Raw genomic sequence first — 14,912 nt, forward strand, 5'->3', positions numbered from 1 at the left:
CATCCAAAACTCGGAGATCACCCTGTTCGATTTTTTTCACTAAATCAAGTTTTAGCTCAACACTAAAAACCCGGCGTTGTTTACCTTTTTCCATTGTTTAAAAGTTTAAGAAAAAGGGCAACTTATTTCAGTCTTAGTCAAACTCTTCTGTTTTAGTCGTAGAAGGGATACTTCCTAAGTATTTTGTAGCGAGATCAAGCAATTCACTCTCTTGGAAATCTCCTACAAAAACAAAAGTAAAATCGTTAGCATTAGAGATACGCTCCCGATAAACTTTAGAAGCTCCCTCTAAAGTCACATTATCTATGAGCTTCTGGTCAAAAAGAACGGATCGCTTGCTGTGACCGGTAGATGCGAGTGTAAGGGAATCTTGAAAAGCACTGGTCACCTGTTTTTCTTTAGCGATTAAATTAGTCGCCAGATTTTGTTTTATAATTTCAAAAGCCTGTGCATCAAATCGAGGGGCGGTAAACTGAAGGTAAATTTGCTTAAACAAAGTTTCCAGGTCTTTAGTTTTACTACTTCCGCTGAGGCTCTCACTATAACCATTTATAGAAACACCCAGAGAAGTCTCGGTGCCGGCAAGCAATTTTTGAAGTTCAATTTTATTTAACTCACCAAGGCCTGATTGACCTACCAGATAAGAGGCCACAACCGTATTTGGCAATTCTTCTACGGAAAGTAGCGAACTACCTCCAGGACTAAAGGCCGTCATAAAAACCTGTTCTTTATCAAAATCAGTAGGATAAAGTGCCAGTTTTAATCCGTTTGCCAGCGTGTACGACTTAGCATCTATACCTTCAATGTTTTCTGTTTTTATAACCGGGCTGCCTTTAAGATCTGTATTGATAAGCTTCTTATCTGAGCTGGTTTCTTTAAAAGGAGTGAGCTTTTGTGCCGCCACTTCAGCAAGAGCGCTTTTAATGGCCTCCTTATCCGGGTAAGTATTTGTATCAGAACCTACAATACTTACGCCTCTGCCATTATCACCTTTAAAACGTTTCAGATAATCCAGAATAGATTCATTAGTCACCTGATCTAAAAGACGTAATTGATACGATAAGGTCCAGCCATAATCAGTTACCGACTCCTTATCAAAGAAATCCTGATAAATCTCCCCTGCATAACTATCGTTGCTGCGTTTAGCAATATTTGCTATTGAAGATTCAAGACTGGTTTTAAAAGCTGCTTTAGCTCTGGCTAATTCTTCCGGCGTAGCGCCAAATTCAGCAAAACGGGTGTACTCTTTTACTATATATTTCAGCCCGCTAAGTAAACTGTCTTTTTTAGGACGTGCATTCAGACTAAGTACCTCTAATGGACGTACAAATTTCTGCACTCCAAAACCTACTCCCAACACCGGGCAGTTTTTTTCTAAAACCAATTCAGAAAAACGGTTGTTTAAAATATAGGAAGCAAAGCTACCCGTAATATCTTCTTTAATTTTCTCAACCACACTTAAATCTAAAGGGGTACGCTTCACAAAATATTGAAGGGAAGGTTCACCAAGTTCTTTGTCGGTAGAATTAATATACACAAATTCTGCTGCGATGGGTACATCAAAAACAGGGCGTTCCGGCAAATCTTTTTTTAATGGAATAGACGAAAACACCTTCTTGATTTTAGCCTCCAGCCCTTTTACATCAACATCACCAACAACGACTACAGCTTGCTGATCTGGACGGTACCAGCGTTTGTAATAGTCACGAAGTTCATCATATTCAAAATTATTGACCACATCCATTAGACCAATAGGCATTCTCTTACTATACTTAGAATCTTTTAAAAACCCATCGAGCCAAACTTTAGAATTAGCCCTAAAACCTGCCGTATTGCGTGAACGCCATTCTTCGTTAATCACACCGCGCTCGTTATCGATTTCTGCATCGGTTAACGATAAATAACCCGACCAGTCGTGTAGGATTAATAAAACCGAGTCCAGTAATTTTTCATTAGTAACCGGGACCTGATTGATGTTGTAAACCGTCTCATCAAAGCTGGTAAACGCATTAATTTCAGAACCGAATTTCATTCCGTTTTTCTCCAGGTACTCCAGCATTTCTTTGTCCTTAAAATTCTGGGTACCGTTAAAAGCCATATGCTCCAGGAAATGGGCAAGACCCCGCTGGGTGTCGTTTTCCAGAACAGAACCTACATTCTGTGCAAAATAAAAAGATGCTCGTTCTTTAGGCTCCTCGTTATGCAGCACGTAATAATGCATTCCATTTTCAAGAACTCCCGAAGCGAAATTTTTAGGTGGTATAGGACTATCAATCTGCTGCGCATTAAGGCTGAAGCTTAACAAAGCAAGCAAGAGAACCAGGCCGTTTTTTATTCTATAGATCATATATTATTTGTTGTTATAATTTTTAATTCCCTCTTGTAACCAACTTAAATACGAATCCACATCGGGATCATAAGCTCGGGGATCATTTAAATTCTCCCCCTCAGTATTGATCAAGACATAATACGGCTGAGCATTTGCTTTATAGTGTTTGATCTGAAAATCGCTCCATTTATTACCTATGGTCGTGATTTTCTTACCGGTAGTTTCAGAAACATATTGCTCTGCTTCGGGAAGCTCTTTTTTATCATCAACATAAAGCGATATTAGTATCAGCTCATCCCGAAGTACTTGCTGAACCTGAGGCTCAGGCCAAACCCGTTCTTCCATCTTACGACAGTTAACACAGGCATATCCCGTAAAATCGAGCATTACAGGTTTGTTTACTTTTTTGGCATAGGCCATCCCGGCCTCATAATCTTTAAAGGTAACAAGATCTAAAGGTCCTAATTCTGCGTGCGGAGGAAGTTCTATTGAAGTACCTGCAACGCCTTTGGTATTTCCTACACCATAAGGAGACTCACTATACTGTGCAGGAGGAGGAAAACCACTGATCCACTGCAAAGGAGCGCCCCAAAGACCGGGAATCATATACACCACAAAGGCCAATACAAACAACCCCAGACTCAATCTTCCTACAGAAATATGCGCTAAAGGACTATCATGAGGGAGGGTGATTTTACCAAATAAATACAAAGCCAAACCTCCAAAAACAGCAATCCAGATCGCTAAAAAGGTTTCTCGTTCTAATAAATGCAATTGAAGCACTAAATCTGCATTGCTTAGGAATTTAAAGGCTAAAGCGAGTTCTAAAAATCCTAAAACCACTTTAACCGTATTGAGCCAGCCACCTGATTTGGGCAACGAGTTTAACCAGCCGGGGAAAGCCGCAAATAAGGCAAAAGGTAGCGCAATCGCCATTGAAAACCCTAACATTCCCACAATGGGAGCTACCCCGCCCTGCGAAGCAGATTCTACCAGCAAAGTGCCCACAATGGGCCCGGTACACGAAAACGACACAATAGCCATGGCAAGCGCCATAAAAAAGATACCGATAAGACCACCGCGGTCTGCCTGCGAATCGATCTTTGTGGCCCAGGAACTGGGAAGCACAATCTCGAAAGCCCCCAAAAACGAAAAAGCAAAAACAAGAAGTAATCCAAAAAAGATCAAGTTGAACCAAACATTCGTAGAGAGCGCATTGAGCGAATCGGCACCAAAAATGGCAACCACTACAGAGCCCAGTACCACGTAAATCACTATTATAAAAAGTCCGTATAGCAAAGCATTTTTAATACCGCTGGCACGGGTTTTACTTTGTTTGGTAAAAAAGCTTACCGTCATCGGAATCATCGGGAACACACAAGGTGTTAATAGCGCTGCAAAACCACCTAAAAAACTCAAAATAAAAATAGAGATCAAATTACGAGAATCCGCAGCTTCCTCTTCCTGTTCTGCTTTAGTATTCTCTAAATCTGAATTAGGTTTTTTAATTGGCTGATCTCCTTCTTTTAGAGTTAACGTATCCTGCTCTTCGGCATTAACAACTTCAACTTCGGTTGATTCTGATTTAGTAGCATCGCCATTTTTAGGAACAGTCTGTTCTTCGATTTCGTTCGTTTTTTGTACGGGTTTTGTAGCTTCTTCGTTAAGGGTTGTCGCCGTCGCTTCCAGCTCAAAAACAACCTCTTTTATAGTTGGTGGCAAACAACTTTCATCATTACACACCATAAATTCTACGGAAGCCTTCACACTAAAAGCTTCAGCTGTTTTACGTTCTATAACTTGTTGAAATTCGGCCGAATCTGAGAAATATTTAATACGCATTTCAAAAATAGGGTCATCCACCACGTGCCCCTGTGGCTCAGAAACAGATCCATTAAGCTCATAAGCATCACTTGTAGTGAACTCAAATTGAGTAGGAACAGGGCCTCCATCAGGTACGTTTTGGGCGTATAAATGCCAGCCAGGTTCAATGCTTGCATGAATACTTAAAGCATAATGGGTATCGTCAATTTTTTGAACATCGTGCTTAAAAGAAACCGGATCATAGATTTGGCTCTGCGCAAGAGAAACAATTAAAAAAAAGATACCCGTGATAAATAGTCTCATCGATAAAATAGTTTTAAGTAAAAAAGGTGACTACAGTTTAGACGTAAACCAGAACTAAAACCCCTGTAAATTTTTGGTTTTTATTTTGTATTACTTATTATCATCCCTATATATCTCCCAAATCCACTGCCTAATATCTTCTAAAACCTCGGGTGCAAATACCTCATCTAGCATACTTATTTCTTGGGAAGTACAGGTTTTACAATGTTGATACATATGATTCAGGCCCGGGTATATTTTGGTTGTCACTACGGGAGCATTAATCAGATTTTCTTTGTAAGAAGCTACATTCTCAGAAGCCGGAACAAAAACATCAGCATCCCCATTTAGAATAAGAACCGGAACCTCTATTTTGGGCAAATAGTCTTTCGGGTCATATTGAATCATTTCTTTATAGGCCTTGGTTTTTGCGCTGTTGTAAAAGCGGTAAATCAAGGTCTGTTCTCTACCTTCGGCCAATTGCAAAGCGTTAAGGCTTGTGGGATTTCTATCTTGTATCCAGTTTTTTACCCTCTTTTCCAATTCCGTATTAAGGCTATCAGGTTCCTGATTATCGTGAACGGTTTTAAACAATACGCGGTATAAATCCATTTGCAGGTTGACCAGACTGTCGGGCATTTTAGAAGCTTTTAAAATGGCGGTGTTTTGCAAGTCCAGGATTTTTAGCCCTGAAACCCCTACGCCCGAAAGGCTTACCATAAATTTTACATCGGGATCCTGTGCCGTGAGTCGGGAAGCTACTACTCCCCCTTCGCTATGACCAATTAATCCAATAAACCGGCTATCGATATGCTCACGTGCTTTCAAATATTCGAGTGCTTCCCGGGCATCAGTGGTAAAATCACTAATTCCGGCGTTTTCAAAATTCCCGGTAGTGCTACCTGTTCCGCGGTCGTCCATTCGAAAAGAGGCAATTCCGTTACGAGCTAAAGCATCTGCCAAAACCGTAAAAAACTGGTGCCCACTATACGTATAATTGCGGTCTTGCCGGCCGGTACCATTAAGTAATATTGCCAATGGATAGTGCTTATGATCATTTGGGATAACCAAAGTCCCTCCATAATCAATACCGGTTTTTTTCCCACTAAATACAAGTTCGGTACTTGTATAAGGTAAGGTCCCCTTAGGATGCTGGGGATAGCTGTGCGGTTGCAATGCATTTACCTGATCAAATTGAATCGGATGTTCTCCTTCATAATTGGCAAATACTAGTGTAAACGTGCTGTCTAATTGAGGCTTAAGCTTCAATACTAAATTAAACTCCTCGTTTTTTAAGATCAGACTATCGCTAAGGTAGTTTCGCTGAAGCGGAAGGCGGTTGTAATAATATTCCGGACTGCTTAAAAAGAATGAATCTTTAGCATTTTGATTCTGACTTTTCTCCAGGAGCAGACGTTTTGCATGGTATTGCCCCTGCCATAAGCTTTGCCCCCGGGAAAGCCCTGTAATTAATGCAAATAGCACCAGAATACTGCAGATTCTTCTTAAAGTCATTAGGATTTAGATTCAGCCTTTAAGTATTCAACTATGGTTTTAATCTCATCTGCAAGAGCACTGGGACTACCCTCATATCCGGTAGAGCGCCATCTTAGATAACCATTCTGATCTATGATCATTTTCTGTGGAATTCCAGAGAACTGAAACGCTTTTGCATATTTTGTGTACACCATTTCAGGCTTGCCGTTTTCGGGATTAATCGCATCGTAAAGCACTTCAAAGGGATATCCTTTTTCCTTGATAAAGGCAGCCGTTTTGGTTTTGTAATCCTTCACATATTCCTGCGTATCCAGAAAGTAGAACTTCACATTAGCGTCATCTGCATAATGATCTACGACCATTTTCATCCCCGGCATCGCCTTTTTGCAGGGCGCACACCAGGTGGCCCACATATCGATCACCACGATTTTGCCCAGCTGATCTTTGAGATTAACCTTACCACCGTACGAACTTTCCAAAGAAAAATCTTCGATTGGTTTTTTGATCAATTGGGTCAATAGCGCCTCTTTCTCTTTCTGATTTTCAGCACCGGTCTTAAGCCCGGCTACATAATCTTCAAAATCAGACAGCTCTTTTCCTGATTTTAAATATTCGTACTTTAAGACCTGGAGCATTTCGGGAGATGTATTGTTTTGTCTCAAACAAGCTGCAATAAAGCTTACCGCTTCATCCATCTTGTCCTGACGCACCAGTTGCTGGGTATACAACGCATTATATTCAGTATTCTCATACTTCAACAAGGCTGCTATTTTGTTTAAATAATAAGCCTCACGCTTATAATCTTGCTGCTCGTTTAAAATCTTAGCATAAGTCAGGTATTCTGAAGCTGCTGCTTTTAAAGCCATCGCTTTCCATTGATTGGGTGAAAGTTTTCCGCGATAGGCTTTAGGAACTTCATGTTCCCGACTTTCAATCTCCGGGAAGATACGATCTGCAAATACCTGCAAGCTATCTAGCGACATACTCTCATTGTTATAAGGGATACTCACTAAATGCCAGGCATAATCTACCAGGTTTGTATATGAAGCATTTGTTAAATTATCAAAGACAAAACCGTAATCCTTATTTTCTAAAATATAGGTGTAGGCTATACTCCGAAATAGTTTATCGTAGTAGAGCTCCTCTGTAGTTGTAGTTATACCTTCAAATTTTTCTTCCGGAAATTGATTTACAAAAGCATTGTACGCCTTTACAAGCTCATCAGGATCTGCTTCACGGAATAGTTGCTTTATTGCCCGATCCCTGGCCAGAACACCATTGGGATATTTAGAAAGCAATGCGTTTTCTACAGAATCTACATAAGTCTCATTTCCTGTGATTAATTCAAGACTACGTTGCACATCATACTGTTGCTTTAAATCAAGCGTGGGAAGACTCAAAATATAGTTGAGTTCTTCCTTGATCCGCCCTGTTTGATCTTCGGTCTTAGTACGTTGCAGTAAACGTAACCCCGAATAAAAAATATGCGATCTACTGGAAGGATTATCCCGCATCTCATTATTAAGCCACATTAAAGTCACCGAATCTTCAATAAAAGACAGGGAATCCAGCTGTTGCGGAAAATCTTCATTAATATTTGGATTACGCATAATGCCCCAGCCCGAATAAGAACCGGGGGCATTATTAATCATCCAGGAATAGGTATTGGCACCACCACGATCAAGCGTATCTTTTGCGTAGAACACACAATTGATAAGGGCGATGCCCGGCTCTAATTTTAGTTGCCCCTGCCATTTATTTTCTTCGGTACGCTCAAGCTTTAAGTCTTTCACATTCCACTGAAAATCAGCATAGGTATAAACGACAGCCGTAAGACTATCTCGATTTTTAAGTGGCGTTTGCGAGGCATCGTAGCTCAGTGTAACCTGATCTCCCACCTTGGGGTATCTGGGCGCTACACTAAATACTTCCTCTTGATCTTGTCCCCAGAGGTTACCTGTAAAAACAATGCTGATGGAGAGCAGGGTAAAAACAGGTATTATTTTTAATACATTAAATAATCTCATAGCTATAGCTTATGGGTTTTGTTCCAGGTTAGGTGCATATTGAAATAAACTGGAAGCAAATGGAAACTGATAGCGGTCTCCTCCGGGTTCAAGGGTGTATACCTCATCGATATATTGATGGGTAATGGTTTTCGCAAAACGCGGATCTTTATTAAGCCGTTTAAGGTCAAACCAGCGGAAACCGCCTTTTGCCATAAGTTCCTTGCGTCGTTCTTCCAGTACTTTAAGCAAAGCCTCTTCGGCATCGGCCGCAGTAAGCGGTACATAATCTTCAGCTTTAAATCGTGCCATGCGAAGCTTATTTATCGAGGTCATAGCCGCATCAGTATCACCGGCACGGGCTTCTCCTTCTGCTTTAATGAGTAACATCTCTGGTACGGTTGGTCCTGCATTACGTTTCTCTCCAGTAAGAAGCCCTTCGCAATAAGCTCTTCCTCCACTAACCTGATCATAAGTCATTTCACTTATAAGTCTTGTATATAACTGATAGCGTAAATCTTCTTCTTCAAAACTGTTTAGCAATTCATCATTTAACGTAAGTAAGGTGGGGGCATATTTATAGGAACTGATGCTCATTTTAGATAAAATCAATTCTGGATTTTCAATACGTCTTGGCCATCCTGAATCTGGAGTATCGATATAGTCCTCCATATTCAGCAGGCTGTTTTGCAAACTCAAAGCGTTTTCTGCCTCGGCCTGAGCTTCGGCATAACGCCCCATATACAAATAGGTACGGGCAAGCAAGGCATGTGCACTGGCTAGTGAAGGGAAACCTACTTCGGTTCCTCTGCGCGTAGCAGGAAGCCCGCCATTAATAGCCTGCTGTAGGTCACTTACAATCTGATCGTAAACTGCTTTAACGCTGGCGCGGGTTACCTCTTCGGTCACCGTAGGCTCCGTAAACATGGGGATTCCCAAATCTGTTTCCGAGGTTTCGACATCATAGGCTTTTCCAAAAATATTCACCAAATCCAAAAAGATATAAGCCCTGTGTACCAAAGCTTCAGCCTGTAGGGAGGCCTTTTCTGCTTCGGTGCCGTTATTGCTGGTCATCACTTCTGTAATCACTACATTAGCGGTATAAAGCCCTTGATACATTACGCCAAGATCATTATCTCTATCGCCCGCATAATAAACGGAATCTGCCCATTTATAAGTTTCCTTAAAAGGACGGTAATAATCTGATGTACCGTAGTTGTTCTCAAAATAGGTCGCGTAGTTTTTTCTCATCTCGATATCGTCAGAGGCTACATCTACTAAACTGTAGGAGGCATCAAAGATTGAAGTCTGATTTAAAAGATACCGGTAATTCTCAGTCTCCTCAGGATAGAGACGGCCTTCGGTCTTGATGTCTACATAATCATCGCAGCTTACAAAAGCTACACTCATTAAGAGAAACAGGATATATAAAGAATGTTTTTTCATCATCATTAAATTAAAAATTAAGGTTTACGCCCACTGAATACATCGCAGTAGGTGGTATACGTATAAGACTACCACTGGTATACGGCAAGAAATCCGGATCTATATCATCATCATTGGCTCTCCAGATTAAACCTAAATTACGAGCCGTAAGCGATAACGAGGCATTGCGTAAAAAGCTGTTGGCGACTAAATCAGAAAAATCATAACTCAGTGAAATTTCACGCAGTCGTATATGATCTCCATCGATAACCCGATCAGTGCTATACAGATACCGACCTAAACTATATCCTCCAAGTCCCTGAGCTCCGGGAACATTGGTATTGGCCTCATCCCCAGGGGCTCTCCAGCGGTCTGCAATATCGCTGTTCAAATCGTATGCCTCAAAAGATCCGTATCGTGACACGTAATTACCAAAACTGGGGTTAAATAAAACATAATCCAGTTTATAGGTCGCCAAAGCATAAAGTGACAATTTCTTATAGGTGAATGTCGTGGCAAAGCTGCCATAGTATTTGGGCGTTTGCGTACCCATATATTGCATATCCTCAATTTCAGTTAAAGGGGTGAAGGCATCAACGATGTCTCCATTACGGTCGTATACAATGGTAGAGCCGTTCTCATCCAGGCCTGCTGATCTAAAAGCAAAAATGCTGTTAAGCGGATAGTCCACAATTGGGGGTGCACTCGCGGTACCATTTAGGAAAGTGGAATAATTCTCGTAACGCGAATCAGTCACCTCATTTTTATTATACGATAAAACAAAGGTTGAATTAATACTAAACTCGGGAGTTCTTAACCACTCACCGTTTAGGTTAATATCTACCCCTTCTCCGCGTAAGGTTGCCGTATTCCTGGTTAGGGTATTATTATTAGGTAGTCCATAAAATTCAGAGACCGGAAAATCCTGAATCAGGTCATCACTATTCTTTATATAGTATTCCACACTTCCCCCAAGTCTGTTGTCAAACAGATTAAAATCAAGACCAAAGTTGAGCACGCCTGTTTTTTCCCAACGCAAAGCAGGATTTGCAGGTGCTGCAATAAACGCATAGGGTAGCCTGGATAAATTATAATCTGTACCGGCAATAGAAATGTTTGTAAAGGGGAACGTAGTAAGGCTGATGTTTCCATTAAAACCATACGTAGCTCTAAAGCTTAGGTTGTTAATCGTCTCCACGTCTTTTAAGAAATCCTCTCGGCTCATATTCCATTTTAAACCGGTAGACCATAAAGGGGTACGTCTATAGCTTTTGTCTACCCCAAAATTATTGTAATCATCCAGGCGTACACTACCTGATACCACATATTTGGTATCAAAGGTATATGCTGCATTGGCGTAATAGGATAAAAAGCGACGGCGTTGATTGGTGGCTACCTGATTGTAACTGATGTTATCGTTGTACCCGTAAATAGTGGTATAGGTCGCAGATGGTAAATCTATAGAGCGCTGAGTTTGCTCATTATATCCATAAAGATTTCCACCGGATACTTCTGTACGTATTTGACGTAATTCTATACCTGCTATGGCATCTATCGCATGCTTGCCTAATGTGTTGTTGTAATTAAGCTGGCCGCGCATGGTTTGACTACTTTCAGTATAATCGTTTCTCTGATAGATAGCCCCCAAAGGAATGCCTCGTGTTAATTGCTGAGTAGTAGGATTAAGATACGTAGCCTGATTGATTCGGTCTCTGGTGTAATACGTGTTTTCACCATAAATATTATCTTGTTTGGTATTGGAACGCTCAATAAAATAAGTTCCCATGGCTGATAAACCATCAAAAAGAGGCAGGGTTACACTAATGTTAGCCGAATAATTCTGCTCCTTAATACCATTATTAGAATTAGCCAATTCATCCAGGTAGTTGTAGCTCCAGGGCAAATAACCGGCCTCTTCAAAATTTTGTATATCTGCACTGTAAAATGCCCGGTAATAATCTACCGAATTTCCGGCTTCATCTACTATCTGATCATAAGGTAAAAACGTAGTTCGAGATGCTGATAAAGGACTTACACCTAAGCCGTTTTGTTTAAAGTTAAAAAACGAGCCTTTAAGACTGGTTGATACTTTAGCAAAATCAAATAACTCAAAATTCTGATTAGCGGTTAAAGTAAGACGTTTACCATCTACGCCTTTACTTTGCGTTTCTTCTTTGGCATAAGAAGCCGAAGTGAAATACGAATAGTTCTCCTGTCCTCCACTTATGGAAAGGTTATAATTTGTTGAAGAAGCAGCCTGAAGCAGATAATCTTCAATCTGGTTGTAGTTATTGCGACCGCGTAATACTGAGAGTTTATCTGCAAGCTCGGCATCGCTTAGTGTACCACGCTGGTTTTGCAGCATAAGTTCTACCCCGGAACTTACCGGCACTGAACTGTATATACCGGCACCCATTGGGTCATAAATAACACCCTTCTCCAAAAGCTCCTGCTCCAGATCCAGCACCTGATCTGAATTCATTAGAGGTAAACTGGAGAGCGAAGGTTTACTGGAAAAGGTATAGTTTTGAGACAAGTTGATACGGGTTGCTCCTTTTTTTCCTTTTTTAGTATCTATAACAATTACCCCGTTAGCAGCTCTCGCACCATAAATAGAAGCCGAAGCTGCGTCTTTTAAGAAAGTAATTTTCTCGATATCATTAGAGTTTAGGTTTTTGATATCCAGTTCTGAAGGAACGCCGTCAATAACTAAAAGCGGTTTATCATTGGCCTGATATGTTGACTGCCCGCGAATTCTATATTTGTAACTAGTATTTCCTTCCGTTTCACCAAATTGGTTACCGTATACAAACGTATTATCAGATGCAAGAAGGTCTATCTGTAAACCTGCAACTCTTCCCTCTAACTGATTTATCACATTATTTACGGGCACTTTTTCTAATTCTTCAGATTCAATTACAGAAAAGGAACCGGTAGCGCGTTCTTTTTGAATATTCTGGTAACCGGTAGACAATAATGTTACCTCTCCTAAACTATTCACCTCTTCTTGTAATATTACGTTTAGAGTCTTCTCATCTCCTACCAGCTTCTCCTGCTTTTTAAATCCTAAAAAACTAAATACCAAAGTATCCCCTGTTGCCGCCTGGATGCGATAATTACCTTTTTCGTTAGTTACTGCACCCGTACGTGAACCTTTACGCCACACGGTCACCCCCATTAATGGATAAGCATTTGGATCCCTAACATTACCGTAAATTTCTTGTTGATCTATGGTACCTTTATTATCCACCGATTGACCATTTGTATTACTAATGGTTTTGGATTTAAGGATTACCTGTTTCTTCTTGATGATATAATCAACCGGTAAATCATCAAAAAGCTGTTGTAGCACTTCTTTAATAGAGGCACTGTTGGTTTGTATATTTACTTTCCAATCATCCTGAAGTAAATCTTCCCGATAGAAGAATTTATAATCGCTTTGCTTTTTAATTTGCTCAATTACCGTAGCGACTTTAACGCCTTCCAGATCAATATTGAATTTCTGGGCACTACCCTTCGTCGCAAACATCTGTAAGGCACAAAACAAGGTTAAAATGACAGAAACCTTCATCTTTAAATGTTTTATTTTCATAATTTTGAAAACTATTAATTGTTGTAGGAAATAATTAATTGTGAGTTAGAGAGGATGTTGGCGCATCCTCTTTTTTTGTGAGTTAGAGTTTTAATTCATAAGTACTTATTTAATTGTTATTATGTTGTTTTTGTAGGAATATTCAAAAAAGTCTATTGTGGTAAAGGCATTCATAACATCTTCTACGCTTTCTGTATTCAGATCAAAATCTCCGTTAAAACGAGTTGCTGCTAAAGATGGATTGTTATTGATAATCTTTACGCCATAACTACGTTCTATTTTTTCAAGGATCGTCACAAAAGGCTCATCAATAAATAACAGGCGGTTTTCTATCCAGGCAATATTATTAGCTACCTTTACTTTAGCTACCCTTATAGGCTGTTTAACGCCGCTCCAGGTTCCGGCTTCCCCCGGCACTAGTGTAGCTTGTTTTTGCCCCTGCTGTAGTCTCACCGATCCTTCGGCAAGAGTAGTTGTAATTTGTTGCGATCCTTTGTAAGCATTAACATTAAAACGTGTCCCCAATACTTCAACCTGTAGTTTTTCAGCATTTACACGAAAAGGATGCTCGGTATCTTTAGAAACTTCAAAAAAGCCTTCTCCGGTAAGGTAAACTTCTCTATTGCCGGTATTTGGGAAATTTGCCGGAAAACGCAACGTACTTTCTGAATTGAGATAAATCCGGCTACCGTCTGAAAGCAAAAGGTTAAATCGCTTTCCACGGGGTACCTTTATGATATTATAGGTAGTAGACTGGGTGCCTGAAGTTCTGAAATCTAACTCTCCCTGCTTCTGGACTCCCAGCGCATTCCCAGATTTATCGGTTAATGTACCTTCTTCGTTCTCATCAAGACTAATGGTTTCTCCATTGGCATAGGTAAAAGTAATCTGCCCCGGATTGTATTCCTCCTCTACCTGATTATTCAAATAGAAATAACCTACCCCTGCCGCAAAAAGACCTAATACTAAAATAGCGGCATACTTAAGGAGGGTAACTGGCATAATTCTTCGAGACGAAGATTTTCGCTGCTGAAAAATATCGTCAAACCCAGGATTTTTTTCATCTTTACGGCTATAAACAGTTAGCAGATAATCCTGCTCGACTGCATTTTTAAAATAATACGTATTTCGTTTGCTGCTTTTTACCCATTGCTCAAGCTGCATTAACTCCTCATCACTTATGCAATGATTTTGAAATTTTTGTATTAAATCGTCAACGTTTTCCATGGTTTCAAATCATAAATCACCCTAGTGACGAAAAAAAAACACATATCCCTTAAAAAAATTTAATTTTTTTTTAACCTTTACTTTATAATGTGTAATCCCTATGAATCACAAGGTCCTAAATGAATTGCTTAAAAAAGGTGATGAGCATTCGTTTACCCTCATTTTTGAAGCATTATACCAGCCCCTGGTAGCTTACATGATGCAATATGTTGATAAAGCCGCAGACGCCGAGGATATTGCGCAGAATACATTCATTAAACTTTGGGAGAGAAAAGACCATCTAGATCTCAATATATCGGTCAAAAGTTATATGTACAGTACGGCTTATAATATGTTTATAGATACCTATCGAAAAAAGAAAAAGCAGCAAACCTATCTCGATCAACTTAAAAGTGAAACCCTTGTAAGCCTTACAGAAGAGCCAGATGAGCTTTTGGAACATAAGCTGAAGCTGGTTGCCAAAGCAGTTGAAGCACTGCCAGAACGGTGCCGACTCATTTTCATCATGCATAAAAAGCAAGGGCATTCCCATAAGGAAATTGCTCACCAGCTGCGAATATCTACCAAAACTGTAGAGGCCCAGTTGCGTATTGCCTATACACGCCTACGGGAAGAACTTAAAAACAGACCTGACTTATACTTGATGGTAGTCACTGCAAAATCTCCTATCTTTAAATAAGACGTGGTACTATTATATACTTCAATAAGTAAGAAAATAACCGACTTAGAT

Annotated in this window: 8 protein-coding genes; 1 reads left to right on the top strand and 7 read right to left on the bottom strand. The window is 40.1% G+C overall.

The features are described from left to right. Positions 1-133: 133 nt before the first annotated feature. From AC13DP_RS03765 to AC13DP_RS03795, 7 genes are all read right to left on the bottom strand, one after another. Positions 134-2,347 (bottom strand): M16 family metallopeptidase, encoded by a 2,214-nt coding sequence (locus tag AC13DP_RS03765; RefSeq protein ID WP_483067329.1) that lies wholly within the window; start codon positions 2,345-2,347, stop codon positions 134-136. 3 nt (positions 2,348-2,350) lie between these two features. Beyond that, the gene (locus tag AC13DP_RS03770) at positions 2,351-4,456 is read right to left on the bottom strand and encodes a protein-disulfide reductase DsbD family protein (protein ID WP_483067330.1); all 2,106 of its coding nucleotides are present in this window, start codon (positions 4,454-4,456) and stop codon (positions 2,351-2,353) included. Positions 4,457-4,546: 90 nt separating this feature from the next. Beyond that, positions 4,547-5,950, bottom strand: coding sequence for an alpha/beta hydrolase family protein (locus tag AC13DP_RS03775; protein WP_347405919.1), 1,404 nt, complete (start codon positions 5,948-5,950; stop codon positions 4,547-4,549). Further along, positions 5,950-7,959, bottom strand: coding sequence for a TlpA family protein disulfide reductase (locus AC13DP_RS03780; RefSeq protein WP_347405918.1), 2,010 nt, complete (start codon positions 7,957-7,959; stop codon positions 5,950-5,952). The genes AC13DP_RS03775 and AC13DP_RS03780 overlap by 1 nt, the downstream gene beginning before the upstream one ends. 9 nt (positions 7,960-7,968) lie before the next feature. After that, complete coding sequence (locus AC13DP_RS03785) at positions 7,969-9,390, bottom strand: RagB/SusD family nutrient uptake outer membrane protein (RefSeq protein WP_347405917.1); 1,422 nt, start codon at positions 9,388-9,390, stop codon at positions 7,969-7,971. Between the two features lie 4 nt (positions 9,391-9,394). Next, entirely contained in the window at positions 9,395-12,955 is a 3,561-nt protein-coding gene (locus AC13DP_RS03790) for a SusC/RagA family TonB-linked outer membrane protein (RefSeq protein WP_483067331.1), read from the bottom strand. 105 nt (positions 12,956-13,060) lie between these two features. Further along, positions 13,061-14,182 carry a FecR family protein gene (locus AC13DP_RS03795; RefSeq protein ID WP_347405915.1) on the bottom strand — a complete coding sequence of 374 codons (1,122 nt, stop codon included), beginning with the start codon at positions 14,180-14,182 and terminating at the stop codon, positions 13,061-13,063. A gap of 100 nt (positions 14,183-14,282) precedes the next feature. On the opposite strand from AC13DP_RS03795, the gene AC13DP_RS03800 reads away from it, so the two are divergent. Continuing rightward, complete coding sequence (locus AC13DP_RS03800) at positions 14,283-14,861, top strand: RNA polymerase sigma factor (protein ID WP_013069892.1); 579 nt, start codon at positions 14,283-14,285, stop codon at positions 14,859-14,861. Positions 14,862-14,912 lie beyond the last annotated feature (51 nt).

The organism is Zunongwangia sp. L-65, assembly GCF_056859415.1.